This window comes from Micromonospora sp. NPDC049801 (assembly GCF_040656575.1).
Classification (GTDB): Bacteria; Actinomycetota; Actinomycetes; order Mycobacteriales; family Micromonosporaceae; genus Micromonospora.
This window is the reverse complement of the sequence record NZ_JBFAMS010000005.1, coordinates 164,435-184,323: the sequence shown is the minus strand read 5'-3', so window position 1 is coordinate 184,323 and position 19,889 is coordinate 164,435. Positions and strand designations below refer to the sequence as shown.

Annotated in this window: 16 protein-coding genes; 7 read left to right on the top strand and 9 right to left on the bottom strand. The window is 68.4% G+C overall.

Translation table 11 applies throughout. The features are described 5' to 3' along the window. The first annotated feature begins 188 nt into the window (after positions 1–188). Positions 189–1,019: a 1,4-dihydroxy-6-naphthoate synthase gene (locus AB0I89_RS11420; protein WP_355049197.1), complete on the top strand. Its 831-nt coding sequence runs from the start codon at positions 189–191 to the stop codon at positions 1,017–1,019. Here AB0I89_RS11420 and AB0I89_RS11415 read toward each other — a convergent pair. Then, positions 980–1,366: a cold shock domain-containing protein gene (locus AB0I89_RS11415; RefSeq protein WP_088986676.1), complete on the bottom strand. Its 387-nt coding sequence runs from the start codon at positions 1,364–1,366 to the stop codon at positions 980–982. The two genes, AB0I89_RS11420 and AB0I89_RS11415, sit on opposite strands and share 40 nt — an antisense overlap. 27 nt (positions 1,367–1,393) lie before the next feature. Beyond that, complete coding sequence (locus AB0I89_RS11410) at positions 1,394–2,017, bottom strand: HAD family hydrolase (RefSeq protein WP_357123888.1); 624 nt, start codon at positions 2,015–2,017, stop codon at positions 1,394–1,396. 84 nt (positions 2,018–2,101) lie between these two features. Between AB0I89_RS11410 and AB0I89_RS11405 the strand changes: the two genes are divergently transcribed. Beyond that, on the top strand, positions 2,102–4,585 hold the full coding sequence (locus AB0I89_RS11405; protein WP_357123885.1) for a helicase-associated domain-containing protein: 2,484 nt from the start codon (positions 2,102–2,104) through the stop codon (positions 4,583–4,585). A 24-nt stretch (positions 4,586–4,609) separates the two neighbouring features. Here AB0I89_RS11405 and AB0I89_RS11400 read toward each other — a convergent pair whose 3' ends face one another. Both AB0I89_RS11400 and AB0I89_RS11395 read right to left on the bottom strand, forming a co-directional pair. Beyond that, positions 4,610–4,846, bottom strand: a complete 237-nt coding sequence (locus tag AB0I89_RS11400; RefSeq protein WP_357123881.1) for a hypothetical protein — start codon at positions 4,844–4,846, stop codon at positions 4,610–4,612. A 97-nt stretch (positions 4,847–4,943) separates the two neighbouring features. Further along, a complete protein-coding gene (locus AB0I89_RS11395; RefSeq protein ID WP_357123877.1) occupies positions 4,944–5,816 on the bottom strand; it encodes a L,D-transpeptidase family protein in 873 nt (290 codons plus the stop codon). A gap of 173 nt (positions 5,817–5,989) precedes the next feature. On the opposite strand from AB0I89_RS11395, the gene AB0I89_RS11390 reads away from it, so the two are divergent. After that, the gene (locus AB0I89_RS11390) at positions 5,990–7,669 is read left to right on the top strand and encodes a DNA repair helicase XPB (protein ID WP_357123874.1); all 1,680 of its coding nucleotides are present in this window, start codon (positions 5,990–5,992) and stop codon (positions 7,667–7,669) included. A gap of 98 nt (positions 7,670–7,767) precedes the next feature. Here the strand turns inward: AB0I89_RS11390 and AB0I89_RS11385 are convergent, their stop codons facing one another. Continuing rightward, entirely contained in the window at positions 7,768–8,340 is a 573-nt protein-coding gene (locus tag AB0I89_RS11385; RefSeq protein ID WP_357123871.1) for a TetR/AcrR family transcriptional regulator, read from the bottom strand. An 88-nt stretch (positions 8,341–8,428) separates the two neighbouring features. Here AB0I89_RS11385 and AB0I89_RS11380 point away from each other — a divergent pair, with 88 nt between their 5' ends. Then, positions 8,429–8,797: a DUF4267 domain-containing protein gene (locus tag AB0I89_RS11380; RefSeq protein ID WP_357123868.1), complete on the top strand. Its 369-nt coding sequence runs from the start codon at positions 8,429–8,431 to the stop codon at positions 8,795–8,797. 159 nt (positions 8,798–8,956) lie between these two features. Here the strand turns inward: AB0I89_RS11380 and AB0I89_RS11375 are convergent, their stop codons facing one another. The 4 genes from AB0I89_RS11375 to AB0I89_RS11360 form a co-directional block, all read right to left on the bottom strand. Further along, the gene (locus tag AB0I89_RS11375; RefSeq protein WP_357123865.1) at positions 8,957–9,661 is read right to left on the bottom strand and encodes a hypothetical protein; all 705 of its coding nucleotides are present in this window, start codon (positions 9,659–9,661) and stop codon (positions 8,957–8,959) included. Positions 9,662–10,050: 389 nt separating this feature from the next. Further along, positions 10,051–15,036 (bottom strand): carbohydrate-binding protein, encoded by a 4,986-nt coding sequence (locus AB0I89_RS11370; RefSeq protein WP_357123862.1) that lies wholly within the window; start codon positions 15,034–15,036, stop codon positions 10,051–10,053. A 93-nt stretch (positions 15,037–15,129) separates the two neighbouring features. Further along, positions 15,130–15,843 (bottom strand): hypothetical protein, encoded by a 714-nt coding sequence (locus AB0I89_RS11365; RefSeq protein WP_357123859.1) that lies wholly within the window; start codon positions 15,841–15,843, stop codon positions 15,130–15,132. Positions 15,844–15,990: 147 nt separating this feature from the next. Then, a complete protein-coding gene (locus AB0I89_RS11360) occupies positions 15,991–16,158 on the bottom strand; it encodes a toxin-antitoxin system HicB family antitoxin (protein WP_357123856.1) in 168 nt (55 codons plus the stop codon). Between the two features lie 441 nt (positions 16,159–16,599). Between AB0I89_RS11360 and AB0I89_RS11355 the strand changes: the two genes are divergently transcribed. From AB0I89_RS11355 to AB0I89_RS11345, 3 genes are read left to right on the top strand one after another with little or no spacing between them, the layout of a single operon-like run. Continuing rightward, the gene (locus AB0I89_RS11355; protein ID WP_357123854.1) at positions 16,600–17,871 is read left to right on the top strand and encodes a DNA methyltransferase; all 1,272 of its coding nucleotides are present in this window, start codon (positions 16,600–16,602) and stop codon (positions 17,869–17,871) included. Between the two features lie 2 nt (positions 17,872–17,873). Then, complete coding sequence (locus AB0I89_RS11350) at positions 17,874–19,034, top strand: DUF262 domain-containing protein (protein ID WP_357123851.1); 1,161 nt, start codon at positions 17,874–17,876, stop codon at positions 19,032–19,034. Continuing rightward, positions 19,031–19,759, top strand: coding sequence for an MAE_28990/MAE_18760 family HEPN-like nuclease (locus AB0I89_RS11345; RefSeq protein ID WP_357123848.1), 729 nt, complete (start codon positions 19,031–19,033; stop codon positions 19,757–19,759). The genes AB0I89_RS11350 and AB0I89_RS11345 overlap by 4 nt, the downstream gene beginning before the upstream one ends. Positions 19,760–19,889 lie beyond the last annotated feature (130 nt).

Below are 19,889 nucleotides of genomic sequence, written 5' to 3'. Positions count from 1 at the left end.
ACCCGCCACCACCGCCGCCCGTGCCCCCTCACCCCACATCCGGGGCAGCTCGACACCGAGCGACGTGACCTCTCGCACCTGGACGAGGGCACCGGAGGGGCAGGAGTCGGCGCCGGCCTGGTTTGTCGCGGATCACCAAGCACGGGGTCGCACCGACCGGCCGCGCGGGCGGGGCTAACGTGAAGGGCGTGGCGCTCTCCCTGGCGATCTCGCCCTGCCCCAACGACACGTTCGTGTTCGACGCCCTGGTGCACGGGCGGGTGCCCGGCGCACCGCCGGTCGAGGTGACCTACGCCGACGTCGACGTCACCAACACGGCGGCCGAGCGGGGCGCGTTCGACCTGGTGAAGGTGAGCTACGCGGCGCTGCCGTGGCTGCTCGACGACTACCACCTGCTGCCCTGCGGTGGCGCGCTCGGTCGCGGGTGCGGGCCGCTGGTGCTCACCCGGGGCGACCGCGCCGACCTGACCGGCGCCACGGTGGCCGTGCCGGGCGACCGGACGACCGCTTACCTGCTGTTCCGGCTCTGGTCGGCCGGACGGCCGCCAGCCCGGATCGAGGTGGTTCCGTTCCACGAGATCATGCCGGGCGTCGCGGCCGGCCGCTACGACGCGGGCCTGGTCATCCACGAGGCCCGCTTCACCTACCACCGGCACGGCCTGACCGCGCTCGTCGACCTCGGCGAGTGGTGGGAGGCCGACACGGGCCTGCCCATTCCCCTCGGCGCGATCCTGGCCCGTCGCGGCGCGGTCGACCCGGAGGCCGCCGCCGGCTGGATCCGCGAGTCCGTCCGGCAGGCCTGGGCGGACCCGACGGTCAGCCGGGAGTACGTCCTCGCGCACGCCCAGGAAATGGAACTCGACGTGGTGGACCGGCACATCGGCCTCTACGTCAACGAGTTCACGGCCGACCTGGGTGAGGCCGGCTTCGCCGCGGTGACGGCGCTCCTCGACCGCGCCGCCACCGCCGGGCTGGTGCCTCAGACCTCCAGCTCGCGCGCGACCGCGTGGACCAGCTGAGCGATCTTCTGCGCGGTCTTCTTGTCCGGGTACCGGCCCCGACGCAGGTCCGGCTGGACCTTCGCCTCCAGCACCTTGATCATGTCTTCGACGAGGCCGTGCAGCTCCTCGGCCGGCCGGCGCCGCAGCTCCGCCATCGACGGCGGCGCGTCCAGCAGTTTCACGCCCATGGCCTGGGCGCCACGGCGGCTGTCCACCACGCTGAAGTCGACCCGCTGACCACCCTTGAGGTCGGTGACGCCCGCCGGCAACGCGCCCTTGGGCAGGAACACGTCACCGCCCTCGTCACTGGTGACGAAGCCGTATCCCTTGGCCGTGTCGTACCACTTCACTCGACCCGTAGGCACCTGAAAACCCCTGCTTCACTTGAGCCGCTACTGCTCCAAGGCTAGCTGGATCATGCCGTCGAGCGCCGCTGGGAATCCGGTGAGATCGTCCAGCACGACGCTCGCCCCCGCCGCACGCAGCTCATCCGGGGAACACGGGCCCGTCGCCACGGCGATTCCGGGCACGCCGGCAACCCCCGCCGCCACCATGTCCGCCACGTGATCGCCCACGTAGTGGGTCGCGCCGTGCTCCCGAAGGGCGGTCGCCTTCTGCTCGGCGAACAGGTCACCGGCGAGCTCGTCCACCACCAGGCCGAGGTGGTCCAGGTGTAGCCGGGCCAACCGGGCGATCTTGGAGGTGACGACGAGCACCCTTCCGCCCCGGGCACGGATCGCGTCGATGGCCTCCCGCGCGCCGGGCATCGGGACCGTCGGGGTGATCGCGTACGCCGGGTACAGCTCGCGGTACAGCAGGACGGCCGATTCGACCTGCTCCGGTGGGAACCAGTGCGCGATCTCGGTGCGCAGCGGCGGGCCGAGGCGGGACACCGCCAGGTCGGCGTCCACCGGAACGCCCGTCCTCGCGGTCAGCGCCCGGTAGGCCGCGGCGATGCCGGGGCGGGAGTCCACCAGGGTCATGTCGAGGTCGAATCCGACGGTCGGTGCAGACATGCCGAGAAACCTACTCGCCGACGCACAGCCGGCCGTACGTCCGAGGGGCGCGACCGGCCCACCCCGGGCTAGCGTGGAAAGACGATGACCACCTCACTCGCCGACCATCTGCGGTCGCTGCCCGACGAGTCCCTGGCCGCACTCCTGCAACTGCGGCCGGACCTCGTCGTGCCCGTGCCGGCCGACATCTCCGCTCTGGCCATCCGCGCCCAGTCCCGGGTCTCGGTGGCCCGCGCGCTGGACGGGCTGGACCAGTTCACCCTGCTGATCCTGGACGCCGGCCGGCTCACCCGGCACCCGGACGAGGGCACGACCGCCATCGACACGATTCTCGCCATGGCGACCGCTGGGCCGCACCCACCGGCGCCGACCGCGGTCCGGGCCGCCGTGGGCCGGCTGAGGGCGCTGTTCCTGCTGTACGGCCCCGAGCACGCCATGTACGTGGCGGCCGCCGTCGACGAGGTCTCCCCGTACCCCGCTGGACTTGGTCGGCCCGCCGCGGACCTGGACGTTCGCGCGGCGGCCCTCTGCGCGGACCCGGCGAAACTGCGCCGGACGCTGCTCGCGGCGCCCCCGTCGGCCCGGGCGATCCTGGACCGGCTGGCGGCCGGGCCGCCGGTCGGTAGCGTGCCCCCGGGCGCGTTGCAGGCACCGGCGATCGGCGCGCAGGACGCCGTCCTCGCCGACCCGATCAACGGCGGCGCGCCCACCGGCTCACCGGTGCGCTGGCTGGTCGACAATCGGCTGCTGGTGACCGTCTCGGCCGGCTCGGGGACGGCTGGCGGCACCGTCGAGCTGCCCCGCGAGGTCGGCCTCCTGCTGCGGCGCGACAGCGGTCCGCTCGGGCCGTTGCAGACCAGCCCGCCGTCGGTGGCTGCCGCTCCCCGCGAGCCCAAGATGGTCGACTCGGCCGGCGCCGGGCAGACCATGGAGGTGGTCCGGCACACCGAGGGACTGCTGGAACAGCTCGCCGCCGAACCCGCCCCGGTGCTGCGGTCGGGTGGCATCGGCGTCCGCGACCTGCGCCGGCTGGCCCGCACCGCCGGCCTGGACGAGCCGACCACCGCGCTGCTGCTCGAGGTGGCGTACGCGGCGGGGCTCGCCGGTGAGATGGAGCTGCCCGGTGCGACCACCGGTCGGTACGGGGCGGACCAGCAGGTGCTGCCGACCGGCGGGTACGAGGTGTGGCGGGCCGGATCACTGGCCCAACGGTGGGAGCACCTGGCCCGCGCCTGGATGACCATGACCCGGCAGGTGGGGTTGGTCGGGCGGCGTGACGACCGGGACCGGCCGATCACCGCGCTCTCGGCGGAGGCCGAGCGGGCCGGTGCGCCGGCGACCCGCCGGGCGGTGCTCGGGGTGCTCGCCGACCTGGAGCCGGCGACCGCGCCCACCCCGGAGGAGTTGCAGGCCCTGCTGGACTGGCGGACGCCACGGCGCAGCCGAGGTCGGGAGGCCGCCCACCGGGAGGTGCTGGCCGAGGCGGCGCAGCTCGGTATGACCGGGCTGGGGGCGCTCACCTCGTACGGACGGTTGTTGCTGGGCGAGCTGACGTCGACCGACGAGTCCGGCGGCGACCCGCTGGGGTTGCACGCGGACACCGAGAGTGGCGATCCGTCCGGTGCGGCGCGGGCGTTGGACGCGCTGCTGCCCGCCCCGGTCGACCACTTCCTGGTGCAGGCCGACCTGACCGTGGTGGTGCCCGGCCCGCCCGAGCCGGCGCTCGCCGCCGAGTTGGAGGCGACGACGGAACTCGAGTCGGCCGGCGGGGCGAGTGTGCACCGGGTCACCACGGCGAGCGTCCGGCGGGCGTTGGACGCCGGTTACACGGCCGACGACCTGCACGAGTTGTTCCGTCGCCGGTCGCGTACCCCGGTGCCGCAGGGGCTCAGCTACCTGGTGGACGACGTGGCCCGTAAGCACGGCGGGCTGCGGGCCGGCTCGGCCGGGGCGTACCTGCGCAGCGACGACGAGGCGCTCCTCACCGAGGTGCTGGCCGACCGGCGGCTGGAGTCGCTGACGCTGCGTCGGTTGGCGCCGACGGTGTTGACCACCCCGTACCAGGTCAGCCGGATGCTCACCGCGCTGCGGGAGGCGGGCTACGCGCCGGTGCAGGAGGACGGCATGGGCAGCACGATGCTGATTCGGCCACGGGTCCGGCGCGCTCCGGCGCGGGTAGGGGTGACCACCAGGACGCTGGACCCGCTGGTTACCCCGAAGCTGCCGATGCCCCGGCTGCTCGGGGTGGTGGAGCACATCCGGCGGGGTGATGCGGCGGCGCGGGCGGCCCGTCGCGCCCCGGCGGTGGTCCGGGGTGGGGCGGCGGGGCTGGGCGGTGGCCCGGTGCCGGCGCACACGCACAGCGAGGCGCTCGCCGTGCTCCAGCAGGCGGTCCGGGACCGGGCGCTGGTCTGGGTCGGGTATGTGGACGCCCACGGGGCGACCGCGTCGCGGCTGGTGAAGCCGGTCTCGATCGGGGCGGGCTACCTGCGCGCCGAGGACGAGCGGACCGAAATGCTGCACACCTTCGCGCTGCACCGGATCACCGCGGCGGTGCTGGCGGACTGAGCGGCTCCGTTCTCCCGTGGTCGCTCAGCGGCGGCTGCGTCGTACGGTGCCGACCACCGAGATGAGCAGCAGGAGGGCGAAGCCGGCCCCGGCCGACTCGCCGACCGAGTCGACGAAGCCCTGTTGGAGCACCAGCCACCCGAAGAGGAACCACCCGAAGAGCAGCGCCGCCGCGAAGGCGTACGCGAACACCGTCGCGCGGGACACCTCGTCGGGCGGCGCCTGCTCGTACTGCGCGACCACTTCACGGTCGACCGTCATACCCAGCCTCCCCGCCCGATCCGGCCCTGGACTCCCAGCGTGACACTCCGGTGACCGGTCCGACAGGGGATAAAACCCGGAAAGGAGGGCGTGTCGCTCAGGTGCCGGGGCGGCGACCGATCAGCACCACGCGGGTGCCGACCTTGCCCAGCTCCCACATCCGGACCGCGTCGGCGTGCAGGAGGTTGACGCAGCCGTGCGAGCCGATCGACTTGTCGTGCAGGTAGGTGGTGGTCTCGTGGAAGCCCATGCCCTGGGTGAAGTGCTGCCAGTACGGCAGCCACACCTCGTACGGGTCGGACCACTCCTTCGGGTTACGGAAGTTGACCGTGTACGTGCCGGAAGGGGTGCGGAAGCCGGACATTCCGGTGCGGGTCACGGTCGGCGCCATGACCACCTTGCCGCCCCGCATCGCCCAGACGGTCTGCCGGGTCAGGTCCACGCAGAACGTGGTGCCCGCGCCGGCCCGGCAGCGGGTCGTGTCGGTGGTGGCGAGGCGCTGGGCCACGTCGAGGGTGGTCGGTCCGGCGCGACCCTCGACGGGGCGAATGCCGTACCTCTGCTGGAACTTCTTGATGGCGGCGCAGTCGGCGGCGGACTGCCGCCCGTCGACGGTGACGGCCCCGAACCCGCCGAGGCGGGCGAGGTACGTCTCCACCGCGCGCTGGTGCTGGCCCTGTGGGCAGCCGGCGGCGGTCGGCGCGCCGGTGCTCGGGGTCGACGCCGCGCGGGTCGGCTTCGGCGTGGGTTTTCGAGAGGGTTTCGGGGCGGACGACGGTGTGGTGGGCCGGCCGTGCTGGGCCGGCCCGGACGTGCCGCTCGCCCCCGATGCCTGCTCCGCCGCACCGACCGGAGCGGCTCCCCCGCCACCACTCCCGCCGGACCGCGGATCGAACGTGCACGCGCCGGCACCGACCAGCACGACCACCACCAGGGCAAACAGCCGGGAAGTGTGCCGGACACGCCGCATGGCACCTCCCCTGGACAGTTGTCCCTTTCCTAGACGTTCGTAAGTGCCGTCCTGGTTGCATCCGGTGAGCATCTTTCTTGGGACGTTTCCCGTCGTGCAACACTGGATGGTCGGCCCGCAGCGGGTGTGCGACCGCGGCGGTCCCGACGGCCAACCGAGGAGAGGACGCTGGCGTGAGTGGTGGACCCCTGATCGTGCAGTCGGACAAGACGCTGCTGCTGGAGATCGACCACCCCGACGCGCAGGCCTGCCGGATGGCGATCGCGCCCTTCGCCGAGTTGGAACGGTCTCCGGAGCACGTGCACACGTACCGGCTGACCCCGCTCGGGTTGTGGAACGCCCGCGCGGCGGGGCACGACGCCGAGGGCGTGGTCGACTCGCTGATCAAGTACTCGCGCTACCCGGTGCCACACGCGCTGCTGGTGGACGTGGCCGAGACGATGGACCGGTACGGCCGGCTCCAACTCGCCAACGATCCCGCGTACGGGCTGGTGCTGCGGGCGCTGGACCGGCTGGTGCTGATCGAGGTGGCGAAGAGCAAGAAGCTCGCCGGCATGCTCGGCGACAAGATCGACGACGACACGATCCGGGTGCACCCGTCCGAGCGGGGCCGGCTCAAGCAGGCGCTGCTCAAGCTGGGCTGGCCGGCGGAGGACCTGGCCGGTTACGTGGACGGCGAGGCGCACCCGATCGAGCTGGCCGAGGCCGGCAAGGACGGGCGCAAGCCGTGGACGCTGCGGTCGTACCAGCGGGAGGCCGTCGAGGCGTTCTGGGCCGGCGGGTCGGGCGTGGTCGTGTTGCCCTGTGGGGCCGGCAAGACCCTGGTCGGCGCGGCGGCGATGGCCGAGGCGAAGGCGACGACGCTGATCCTGGTCACCAACACCGTCGCCGGCCGGCAGTGGAAGCGCGAGCTGATCGCCCGCACGTCGCTGACCGAGGAGGAGATCGGCGAGTACTCGGGCGAGCGCAAGGAGATCCGCCCGGTCACCATCGCCACGTACCAGGTGCTCACCTCCCGAAAGGGGGGCGTGTTCACCCACCTGGACCTGTTCGGCGCCCGCGACTGGGGCCTGGTCGTCTACGACGAGGTGCACCTGCTGCCCGCGCCGATCTTCCGCTTCACGGCGGACCTCCAGGCCCGCCGCCGGCTGGGCCTGACGGCCACTCTGGTACGCGAGGACGGCCGCGAGGGCGACGTGTTCAGCCTGATCGGGCCGAAGCGGTACGACGCGCCGTGGAAGGACATCGAGTCGCAGGGCTGGATCGCCCCGGCCGAGTGTGTCGAGGTCCGGGTGACGCTGACCGACGCGGAGCGGATGTCGTACGCGACGGCGGAGGCCGAGGAACGCTACCGGATGGCGGCGACCGCGCGCACCAAGCTGCCCGTGGTCAAGGCCCTCGTTGACCGGCACCCGAACGACCAGGTGCTGGTGATCGGCGCGTACATCGACCAGTTGCACCAGATCGGCGAGTACCTGGACGCGCCGATCGTGCAGGGCTCCACCACCAACAAGGAGCGCGAGCGGCTGTTCGACGCGTTCCGCACCGGCGAGCTACGCACGTTGGTGATCTCCAAGGTCGGCAACTTCTCCATCGACCTGCCCGAGGCGGCGGTGGCGATCCAGGTGTCCGGCACGTTCGGGTCACGGCAGGAGGAGGCCCAGCGGTTGGGTCGGGTGCTGCGTCCGAAGGCCGACGGCCGGCAGGCGCACTTCTACACGGTCGTCTCCCGGGACACGATCGACACCGAGTACGCGGCACACCGGCAGCGCTTCCTCGCCGAGCAGGGGTACGCGTACACGATCGTCGACGCCGACGACGTCCTCGGCCCGTCCCTACCGTCCTTCGACTGACCTGCGTTTTTGCTTTGTCGGCTTGATCGACTCGGTTTCCTGGAGGCCGGGGTGTCCCGAGCGCCCGGACACCCCTCCTTCCTGGAACCCGGCCTCGGTCAGCGGGAGAAGCGGTCGACCAGCGCTGCCAGCCGGCGGTCGTGGCCTTCGCGGCGGAGGCGGGCGCTGCGCATGAGCGTGACCAGACCGTGCAGGCCGCTCCAGAACGTCTCGGTGAGAGTCTCCAGGTCGGCGTCGCCGGCGAACGGCCGTACCGTCTCGGCCAGTTCGGCGAAACCCCGGGCGAGATCGGTCGGGACGTCCGAGCTGGCGAACGGCAGGTCCACGGCGAGGGTGAACATCGCGTCGTAGAGGGCGGGTCGCTGGTCGGCGAACGCGACGTACGCCGCAGCGACGTCGGCGACCGCCTGCCGTGGGTCGGCCGCGGCCGCACGGGCGGTCACCAGCGCGGTCGCCAGTTCAGCGAAGCCCTCGACGGCGACCGCCGCCATGATGGCGTCCTTGCCCTTGAAGTGGCTGTAGAGGACGGGCTGGCTGTACTCGATCTCGGCGGCCAGCCGCCTGGTTGTCACCGCGTCCCAGCCTTCGGCCAGGGCTAACTCCCGGGCGGCGGCGACGATGGCGCGTTCCCGTTCCGCCCGCTCGCGCTCCCGGCGCGTCTGAGTCGACATGACAGCAATGCTAGCACCGCTAGCGAATCTGTCCGCGCTCTGCTAGCGTCGCTCTTATACCTAGCAGCGCTAGCAATTGGAGCGGATCATGTTGTCACCCCTGGCCTACGGGCTCGCCGTCGTACTCAGTCTCTTCGTCCTCTTCATCGGCGCACGGTTCCTGCTGGTGCCGCGGGCCGCAGCCGCCGGGTACGGCGTGCCGGCCCGGCCGGGCGACTCGGCCTACCTGACGGTCAAAGGGCTCAAGGACGTCACCTTCGGGCTGCTCGGCCTCGCCCTGATCGCCTTCACCACCGCCGACGCGGTCGCGTGGTACATGCTGATCGTCGCGCTCGTCCCCCTGGGCGACACCCTCATCGTGCTGCGCAACGGCGGAACGAAGGCCGTGGCCTTCGGCATCCACTTCGCGACGGCCGTAGTGGTCCTCCTAAACGCCGCCCTCCTCTTCGCCCTGTAACCCCCAGGGCTCGCCCTCAGGCTGGCCCTGTTGATCAAGAGGTTCGCGTCAAATTCCGCCCGATCGGTGACGCGAACCTCTTGATCACCGGGCTGGTCGGGGACCGGCGGGGGCTGGTCGGGGTGGGGGTGGGGGTGGGGTTAGGGGGTGGGGGTGGGGTTAGGGGGTGGGGGTGGGGGTGGGGGGTGGGCAGCGGTCGGGGAGGGTCACCTCGCCCGGGTGGTGGTCGAAGGTGTCGAGCGTGAACCACTCGTCCAGCTCGGGGTCGAAGAGGTTCTGCAGGCCGAACTGGAGCACCTGCCACCACCGGCTCGGGTCGCGCTGGTCGACGTAGATGTCGCCGAGCGCCAGCGGGAACCGGAAGAACTCCCCCGGCACGGTCGAGCCGCCGACCACTCCCACCCGCCAGTGGTCCACGTGCCGGTCGTCCGCACCCTGCAGGATCTCCGGCCCGACATAGCGGGACGTCTTCAGCTTGTCGTTGAAGATCTGCCGGTTGAAGAACCCGGGCACCTTGCTACACGGGCGCGGCGGAAACAGCGGGATGTTGGGCCACTTGTAGGTGAGCGTGTAGAGCGTGTTCTCGTATATCAGGTTCGTGAACCAGATCGGGTGCTCCGGGCCGCCGGCGATCATCTGGCTGTTGCCGTCGCGGCCCTGCCAGCTGAACGGCACGTCGATGCCGAGGTCCCGCACGACGTACCGGCCGGTGCCCCGGAAGTCGGCCGGGAGCAGCGGTGGGCGCGGCTCGCGCGGCACGGGGACCACGTCACCGTCCGCCCGGGCCGCGCGCGGCGGCGCGGCGGCCGGGCCGGGCGCGACCACGCCGAGGGCCAACAGCGCGCCGGCCACCGCCGCAACCACAACCCGAGGTGTACGCCTCGACGCCATCAGCCCTCCGTCAGTGTCGACAGTGGCCGACGCCCCGCCCGCGCCCGCCTCGGGCGAAGCGTAGGGGCAGGGCAAACGTGAGAACGGGCGGAACGGATGGCCTCCACCGGACGGGTGACGCACCCTGCGGCCCTGATCGGGACGCTGGCGAACCAGCTCCGCCGGCTCCGACCCGACGTCAGCGAGAACTGCTCCTCCCGGTGAGCGAGGCGCCCCGGGCCTTGGTCAACTCGTGTTGCAGGAAGGCGGGGTGTCGGGGCGCTCGGGACACCCCGGCTTCCAGGAAGCTGAGTCGATCACCGCACAGCGCACCGGCCCGGGACCAGCAATCGGTCCCGGGCCGGCGTTCACGCGAACCCTGCCTACTTGATCAGCTTCCAGGGGCCGTTCGGGTCGCCCGGCTCCTGGCCGCGCGTCCACCACTTCGCCTCGTAGACGTGGCCCTTGAAGGACACCCGGTCGCCGGCGTTGTACACCTTGGTCAGCGTCCAGGCGGCCGGGCTGTTGTCCGGCGGGGTCGGGGCGATCTCCTCCCAGGACCCGTTGCGGTCACCCGGCTTCTGGTTGCGGGTGTACCACTGGGCCCGCCACTTCCTACCGTCGTACATGGCGAACTCGCCCGAGTTGAAGATCCGAGACGCGGTCCAGATCGCGGTGCCGTCCTCGGTCATGGCGATTTCCTGCCACGCGCCGTTGGCGTCGGCGCCCGGCTTCTGGTTCTTCGTGTACCAGGAGGCCCGGAAGACCCGACCCTGGTAGGTCACCCGGTCGCCGTCGTTGTAGACCGTCGACGAACTCCACTGCGCCGGCAGGTTCACCGTCAGGGTGGCGGTGGCCTCGACCGCGGTCAGGTGGTCGTCACCCGGGTACGACGCGGTCAGCGCGTGCTGGCCGCCGGCCAGGCCCACCGGCAGGGTGAACGTCGCCGTGCCGTTGGTCAGCGTGGCCGAGCCGCGCACGGTCGTACCCTCGCGCAACTCCACCGCGCCGGTGACCGGCGTGCTGCCGGCCGCGACCTTGACGGTCACCGTCGCCGCCGTGCCCCAGGCGGTCGGGGTGGCGGTGACGGTCATCGTCGGGACCCGCTTGGCGGTCGTGAACACCGCCGGCTGGGCCACCGCCTCGCCGCCGTCGGCGCTCTTCGCCGACACGATCCAGCCGTACGAGGTTCCCGGCAGGAGCCTGTCCCACGTCGTCGTGGCCACGTCGTTCGAGGTCACCTCGTCGGTGCCGATCGTGCCGGCCGGCACGTACGCGGCGAGCGAGTCGGTGGTGAACGACGTCTTGCGGGTGGTGAGGTCCACCGGCAGGGTCAGGTTGTCCTCCGCGCCGTTGTAGCGCGGCTTGGGCTGGCTGCCGTCCTGGCGGATGTCGTACTCGGTCGCCCCGAAGTTCTTCAGGAACGGCGAGTACGTGTCGATGTGCATCTCGGCCCGGTCCACGTCGAACTGGAGCAGCCGCAGGAAGCTCGCCCCGAACTGCAACCGGTCGGTGGCCTTGTGGTCCGGCTTGCCGTCGCCGTTGACATCGATCGTGCCGTCGGCGGCGACCTGGTTCGGCCACAGCTCGGCGGCGGCGACCGTGTAGAACTGGTAGTCGGCCAGCAGCTCGACGACGTCGTGGCTGACCGTCACCCCGATCTTCGACTTCAGGTTGGTGCCGACGCCGTGCTCATGCCCGGCGAGCACCAGGAACACGTTCGGGTTGGCCTCGACGACCTGCTTGAACAGCGGCGAGCCGTCCGGGGCGGAGAAGTCCGCGCCGCGACCGTCGGGGTTGGCCGACGGCTTCAGGTAGTCGTGCGAGAGCAGGATCCCGTTGCGGTCCTTGTACCGCTTGAAGATCGAGTCAGCCCACTTGGCCTCGGCCGGCGTGACGCCGTACGACAGGCCGACCACCACGAAGTCCAGGCCACCGGCGGAGAACAGCAGGTAGTTGTTCTGGTTGTCCTTACCCGGCGTGACCGAGCCGTCGGCGTTCGTCCGCTCGTCCCAGGCGTGGTACTCGGTGCCCTTCGGCCAGGCCTTCGCCGTCCCGTAGTACCGGTCGGCGCTGAAGGTGCGGCTGAACCGGGAGTCGGGGCCGGTCTCGGCGCCCAACTGGTCGTCGTGGTTGCCCGCGATGACCTGGTTGACGACGCCGTTGTCGTCGAGGATCTTCTGGAAACCCGAGGCGGTCGCGAGTTCCTTCTGCACCTGCTCGTGCAGACCGGGCCGCTTCAGCGAGCCGTCCGGGTTCTTCGCCAGCGGGTCGTAGTAGTCGTTCTCGATGACGTCACCGGTGTGCGCCGCGTACGCGATCTTGCGGCTGTCCGCGTTGTCGGCGATCCACTGCATCTGGTCGCGGTACGCGGCCGACCAGATCGCCTGCTCCTCGGCGGTCTCGACGTCCGAGGGCTCGGCGTTGCCGTCGAAGTCGTCGTACGTGCCGCCGGCCGCGCCCTCGGTGACGTACTGGGTATCGGTGAAGTGCGCCAACGAGAAGTCGTACGACGCGGGGTCTTCGAAGCGGTCCTTGTCGTTCTGCGCCGTCGCGTCGCGCGGCGACAGGTCGTCGGCGAACGGGTCCTCGCCGGTGACCAGCACGTGCACGACACCGCCGTCGCGGTAGCCCGCCTCGACCGGCGCGGTCAGGACGGTGTCCTGCCCGGCCTTCCCCCGCGAACTGGTGAGCACGACCCACTTTCCGGTGGCCGGGTTCCAGGCCCGCAGCGCCACGATCCGCGCCGGGTCGATGCTGCCCGACCAGCGCAGCGTCGGCTCCTGCTTGGTGGCGCCCAGCGGCAGGTCGTACCGCTGGAAGACCACCCCACGGCTGGACGGGCTGTCGATGGTCGAACCGTCGAGCGGACGCAGCGAGGCGACGTCCACGCTCCGGTCATGCTGGACGTCGAGCGTGGTCGGCACGTCGGCCGCCTCGCCCTGGTAACCCTTGGTCGGCAGGACGACGTCGGCCTTGGTGAAGGTCGCGGTCAGCCCGACACCCTCGGTGCCGGGAATCCGGGCGGACAGCTCCGCCGAGAGCGGGTCGGTGTTCTTGATCGTGGCGTTCAGCTCGGTCGGGACGTCCGGGATGCTCGCGCTGCTGAAGCGCACCTCGCGGGTCGCGGTGTTGCCGAGCGCGTCGGTCGCCGTCATCGCGATGGTGTGTTCGCCGGCCGGCAGGCCGTGACCGATCTGGTCGCCCTGCTTGACGGCCGCGCCGTCGAGCGTGATGGCGGGCGTGCCGACCACGCCGCTGGCGTCCTTCACCGTGAGGTCGAGCGCCACCGTCGACGTCAGCCGCTGGCCGGCCGCCGGGACGCTGCTGGCGATCTCCGGAGCGGTGTTGTCGGTGGTGAACCGCCGCGTGGAGGTCTTGTCGCCGACGACCGCCTTGATGGTGTGGGCGCCGTCCGCGATCGTCGTAGTGTCCACGTCGGCGCGCTTGCCCAGCGCCGGCAGCGCCGAGCCGTCCTGGGCGGTGACGTCGAACAGGACCATCGTGGTGAGGACGCCGTTGAAGCTGCTGCCGCAGGTGCCATCACCGAGGTACGTGGTCACGGGCGAGCCGGCCGGGTAGGTGGCCGAGCCGATGGTGACCGTGGTCTGCGCGACCGAGCGGGTCAGCTGAGTGGCCTTCGCGCCGCTGGGCAGGAGTTCGAAGTCCCGCAGGGTGAAGTCGTCGTAGTTGTCGCAGCCGGCCGGCTTGGCGCTGCCGTGGTCGCTGCCCGCCACGAACTCCAGGGCGTTGACGCCCGGCACCAGCCACTCGTTCGGGAAGGCGAGGTCGGCGACCTCCTTCTCCCACATCCCGATCTCCAGCGGGATGCCGTTGACCAGCACCTTGTTGTCGTACCCGTTGTCGCTGCCGTTGCCACCGACGAACATCTTCAGGTGCGCGTCGCCGGCGGCGGCGAGGGTGTCGACGGTGCGCGTGGTCGGCGCGCCCGCGACGGTGAAGTGGAACTCGGCGTCCTTGTTCGCGCCGCAGGTGCCGTCGCCGAGCGCCAGGGACGCGGCGGTCGTCTCCGCCTTCGTCACGGTCGTGCCGCTGGTGGTGACCAGGTACGTGGTGCCGGCAGTCACCGTGCCCGCCGTGCTCAGCGTGAGACTGGTGGCCTCCCGGGTGAGCTTGAAGTCGTCGTGGTTGGCGCAGGTAGCACCGTTGAGCGTGCCGTTGTAGTCGCCGGTGCGCACCTGTACGACGTTGTCGCCGAGGTGCAGGAACCGGTTCGGGAACGCCAGCTTCACGGCCTCTGCGCCGAGCGCGCCGTAGTCGCCGCCGAGGTCGACGCGGTGGCCGTTGACCAGCGCGTAGTTCTGGTAGCGGGCCTCGATCGAGTTGCCGGCCTCGACCGAGAGGCCGAGGGTGGCGGTGCCGGCGGCCAGCATCTCCGCGTTCTCGGCCGGCTTGTCGTCGATCGCGAGCGACTCGACGCTGTCCTTGCCGGCGGACGCGAGCGCGGCGATGACCGGCTGGGTTCCGCGTACGCGGGCACCGTCACCGGGGGTGACCACCGCCGCGCCGGCCGGGGCGTTGTTGACGTCGACCGTGACGCTCGTCTTCGCGCCCGACAGGCTTGTCGCGCTGACGGTGTGCGTACCGTTGGTCAGCTTCGTGGTGTCCAGGTCGGTACGCAGGCCGGACGTGCTGCCCGGTTCTCCGGAGATGACGAAGGTGAGGTCCTGGTTGAGCAGCTTCGCCGAGCTGCCGCAGGTGCCGTCGCCGAAGTTGTAGCTGAACAGGTTCTGCTCGCCGTCGGCGACCACGCCGAGCAGGCTGAGGCTGATGCTGCTCAGCGCGTAGTCGTCGTAGTTGGGGCAGCGGCCACCCTCACCGTTCGGCAGCTCCTGGTAGCCGACGGCGGTCTTCGTGGTGGTGTCGACCCAGTTCGCTCCGGCGTGGACCGAAACGGTGTTAGCGCCCGGCTTGAGCCAGTCGCCCGGGAAGTCGAGGGTGCCGACCCTCCCGCCCGGGACGTCCGGGAAGTAGACCCGGTCGGCCTCGGCCGTGTGTCCGTTGACGGTCAGGTAGTTGCGGTAGCGGGCCTCGGTGCCGTTGCCGCCCATCTCGAACGCGAAGTGGGCGGTGCCCGCGGTCTTCTCGGCGCTGATCTTGTCGCCGTCGACGGCGAGCATGGTCACCGAGTCGTTCTCGGTGACCGGCTCGACGACGACGGGCACCTTGCCCTCGACGTTCTGCCCGTCGCTCAGGTTGATCAGCGGCGTGGTGGCGCTGGCCGGCACGGCCTCCGCTCCGGCCAACGCCGGATGCAGGGTCGTCGCCGGTCCGGCGATGAGGACGAGCGCCATCGCGGACAGCAGTCCGCGTGTTCGCTTCCGGCGCGCACGTTGTTCGTGCGTCATGGCGGTGTTTCTCCTTTGTTGGGTGCGAAGAACCGCCGACGCCGTGGGTGCCGACTGCGGCGGGCAGAGGGGCCGCCCTGGTGGCGGCCGGTCTCAGGACGACGGTCGGACGCGGGTGGCCCGTCGACGACGTACCTGGCGTCGCAGCAACGACCCGACGGCCCCGAGCAGCAACAGCGGACCGACGCTCATGACGAGCCGCCGGGTGGTGCTCTGGGCGTGGCCCGTCCCGCCGGTGGCAGCCGCTGGCGGGGGCACGTCGCCGAGCAGCCAGTCGTGGGAGTACTCGTCGGTGCCGTACACCTGGCGTTTGCCCTTGGGGCCGGTCGCGACCGTGCGGTACGCGGGGTCGAGGTCGCTCAGCATCCGGATCTCGATGCGGGCGACGCCGAGCGGGCCGGGGCAGGTGTAGTTGACGTCCACACCAGAGTCGCTCGCCTTTCCGACGGCTCCGGCGCACACATGCCCGTCGCTACTGACGGTCATCTGCTTGAGCAGGTAGTTCGCGAACAGCGGTGAGGAGGCGAGGATTGTCGCGTCCGTGTCCCGGGTGTCGACCGCGCCGTCGAGCAGGACGCGGTCCTGCGGCAACAGGCCGAGGTGGACGCCGAGCACTGTCAGCTCGTCGACGCCGCCGGGCTTCCACGTCAGGTGCACCACGTCGGGGCGGGCCGCGTCCGCCGCAACGGTGACGGTCTGCGGATAGCCGTACGGGTGGGCATCAGCGGGGACCGCCAGGGCGAGCAGGGTGAGGGTGAACGCCGCCGAGATCACGACACGGCGGGGCCACCGAGCGGTTGCGGGCATGCCAGCGCTCCGGTCTACAGGTGCTGTGGCACGCCGGTGGGCGCGGCCGTTCAGTGACCCTGCCGGCCGTTGGCGAACTCACCAGGCGAGCTTGATGAGAAACGGGCGCAGCGGGGGTGAACAGTTAGTTGATCAACTGCGCTCTGCTCAGGCGGCGCTGAGCTTCCGCAGGACGTACTGGTTGAGGCTCATGCCGTCCTCGGCGGCGTGGATGGCCAGCTCGGGGTGCAGGCTCTCGCCGACGCGCAGGTTGAACTTGCCCGAGTAGCTGCGCTCGGCGAACGGCTGCGGCACCGGCTCGCCCTGCTCCTCCATGTCCACGATCACCTCACGCAGCAGGTCCTGGAGCCCCTGTAGAGCCTCGATCTGGGAACGTGCCAGCCAGGAGAGGGACGGGAACTCAGCGCACGTGGCGACGAATTGCCGCCCGCCTGCCTCATCGCCAGGCTCGGCTACGAGGACGGCCGGGCGGTCCGACGAGGCGAGGGCAGCCTGTGCGGTTGCTGTCGGCCTTGGTGTCAACAGCGTTCTGCCAACACTCCCTACGAGTTGACCCTCATCCGGGGACGCGGACGCGCCAGGCACCGAAGTCAGCAAGTTCCCAAGAGGTTGATCTACCCGCCAACATGTGCTGCTGTTAACCTGCACTACTTGCACCACCGGCAGCAGAGGGTTGCTTCGCTCGATCGTCGTGGCTGTCTCCTCGACAAGGGTGGTCGTACGCAGACTTTGGCCAACACATGGCGGGGAGACCGGGTGACGGGTACCAGAGCCGGTCAGCTCACACACCAGCCGGCCCTGCCAAACCTGAAGATCCCTTCGGCATCCGGACCGAAGGGATCTCCGAAGCGGCCACGCGAGGAGACCGCTGGCTTGGCGGATGTTTTCCCCTACTATGCGGGGTTCTCGTTCGAATGGGCCCGGGATCAACTGAGCGTCATCGCGCCTAACGACGACGACGTGGTCCTTGATCCCTGGAACGGCAGTGGCACAACTACGCTGGCAGCGACTTCAAATGCACTTCGATCCGTAGGCATAGACCTCAACCCGATCGCCAACTTAGTGGCAAGCCTGCGTGGAGGTGTCCACGCCGTTACCGAAGCATCGGACCCACCCCCTAACCCAGCGGGGTCATTTTCGACGGCAACGGATCCGCTCCTCTCCTGGTTGTCCCCCCAGACCGTGTTTCGCGTTCGCCAGTGGACGAATCATCTGCAATCCCAAGCAAAGCCCGTATCGGCGCTGGGTCACGTCTCACTGTTCCGGGTCGTGCGCAGCCTGACAGAACGCTTCGAGGGCAGCAACCCAACATGGGTTAAGCGGGCAGCGTCGCCCGAACAATTGGTGCATGTAGAAAGCGATCAACTAGATGTGCTGTTAGTTGCGGATCAGCAGTACATCCTCGATCGCCTTCGCAGCAGTGATGAACTCAGCGGAGTACAAGCCACCTTAATTACAGCTTCGGCGAACAGCTTACCACTGGCAAATCGCTCAGTTGACGTCGTACTTACATCTCCTCCCTACCTAACTCGAATCGATTACGCGGTCGCGTATGCTCGGGAGCTTGCGGTTGTGGGAGTCGACATCGCCAAGGATCGCTCGCTTAGATCGAGCCTGATGGGAACAACCCTAATCAGGCCTGGGCAGACAACGAATGCTCCCAGGTACCGGACACTTGCTAGCAGCCTCGTCAATGACGTCTCTAAGCATAAGAGCAAGGCGTCGGCAGGCTACTATCTGAAGCAGGTTCGGCAGTATCTCGACGACTTATCCTCAAGCTTTGACGAGATTACGCGCGTGACCAAAGATGAGGCAACCTTAACCCTAGTCGTTCAGGATTCTTATTATAAAGACATCCATATCAGACTAGCGGAGATCTGCATCGAAGAAGCAGAGGCGCGTGGGTGGAAGCTCCATACGGCGAACCCAAAGGAGGTCACCCGCCTTCTTACTGCTGTGAATACAGCCGCTCGCAAGTACCCCAAGGGCAAAGTCAACGAAACGGTAGTCACTCTGAAGAAGGGCTGATTATGGCGAGGCGCAAGGCTAATCAAACCATGCTTCTGGACCCAGACCAGCTAATCACTTCGGTTGACTCAAAAGTCAACGCCGTTCGTACGCAAAGCATCGACTTTTCTTTTAACGAACTCGCGGACATGTACAACGACCAGGAACTGATTATTGATCCTGAATTTCAGCGCATGTTTCGGTGGCCAGAGGGTTCACAGGCAAGATTCATCGAATCCCTCCTACTGGAACTGCCTGTGCCTCCAATCTTCCTCATTGAGCGCGAAGACCGGGTCTATGAACTAATCGACGGACTCCAACGGATATCGTCGTACCTCAACTTCCGCGGACAACTGAAGATCGATGGCAAGTTGCAGCCTCCCCTCGTACTTGCCGACTGTGACATCGTCAAAGAGTTGAACGGCTTAACGTATCAAGACTTGCCACGAGCCATGGAAATCAAGCTGAAGCGCAGCTACATCCGGGCAGAGATTCTCCGGAAAGAAAGCGATCCTCGCTTACGCTACTACATGTTCAAGAGACTTAATACCGGCGGCGAGACTTTGGAAGCACAAGAGGTGAGAAATGCAACGATTCGCCTCCTGTCCAATGACTTCAACAGTTTCATTTCGCAACTAAGCAAGGAAAGCAACTTTGCTCACTGCATTGACATTATTTCGTACAACCAGAAGAAGCAGAAGTTCGATCAAGAACTCGTTCTGAGGTTTTTCTCATACAAGAATGATGGCGCTCGTTATCGCCACGACGTCGCGAACTTCCTTACCGACTACATGGAAGCGGTCTCGGATCCGGTCGACCCGACTGAATTTGCCTACAATCAAGAGCGAGCAGTATTCGAGAAGACCTTTCGGATCCTCCGGGTTGTATCCGATCATCTCGGCATCGACTCGAAGATTTTCGGCACAGTGGACCAACGTTATCCTGAACCCAGAAGTCAATTCTCGGTCTACCACTACGAGGGCATCGTACTCGGCCTGCAGCAAGTTCTTGACAAGGCCGATCCTGAGGACGCGGCCCAAGTCGAACGCCTTGGCCAAGCCGTGATGCGGGGGAAGTTTGACCGGAAGTTTCTCGATCACTGTGGAGGAGGAAAGAATTCGCGAAACGAGTTGAATGCCAGGGTCAAATACTTTTCCGACGCCTTCAGGGCGGCGATCAGTTGAAACTCTCGGATCTCAGACTAGAACTGGAAGAGGACCTGTCTTGGCGACTCGACGAGCTGCGACACCTCCGGAATGAACTCTTGGCGGAAGCGGACCCCGAATCATGGCCCGTTTCCGCCCTAAGAGCCATTCTCGTGATGCAATACGCACATCTAGAAGGGTTCGCCAGGCACGCCTTCAGCTTGTACATCGACGCTATAAATGCGAAAGGCCTGAAGGCCATTGAGCTTAAACCTCATCTCTTTGCGGCTGCGTGTATCGCCGAATTCGAGGCGTTACGAACAGGCGCCGGCCAAAGCGACGATGGATCTGCGGAAGATGGCATCTTGACGCGGCGTGCTGTACGACAGGTCAATTTTGTTCAGCGCGTGAGAGAGCTCAACGAAGCAACGATTACCATCGATCCACAGGTGGCGGCCTCCATGGAGATGAACTTCGGAACCGACGTCTTACGTCGAACGCTGTACCGATTGGGAATCCCAGAGTCGGAAGTCAGCCGTAGCTACTTCCACTCGCTGGAATTCGTAAGACGCACCCGGAACGACATCGCGCACGGCAGTCGCAAGTCACGCATCGATGTTCGGCTTTTCAGCGTTCATAGACGAAAGTGCGAGCAGTTCATGAACGACTTAGCGAGACTAATCACCTCGGCCGTCAGCCGTGAATGGTATCGCCCTTTTCCCATGCCGGGGATTCCGGAGCCTAGAACTCCGGTGGAGGCCTGAACGAGCGTTAAACCCTGCTGCTCAGAGGGGTCAAGCCCCGTCGATAGTGTTTCTTACCTCGAGGGGAGAGTCAGCCGCAACTGACATGACGATTGGGGACGCATAGGCTGCTGGAGGGCCGAGGCTGCAT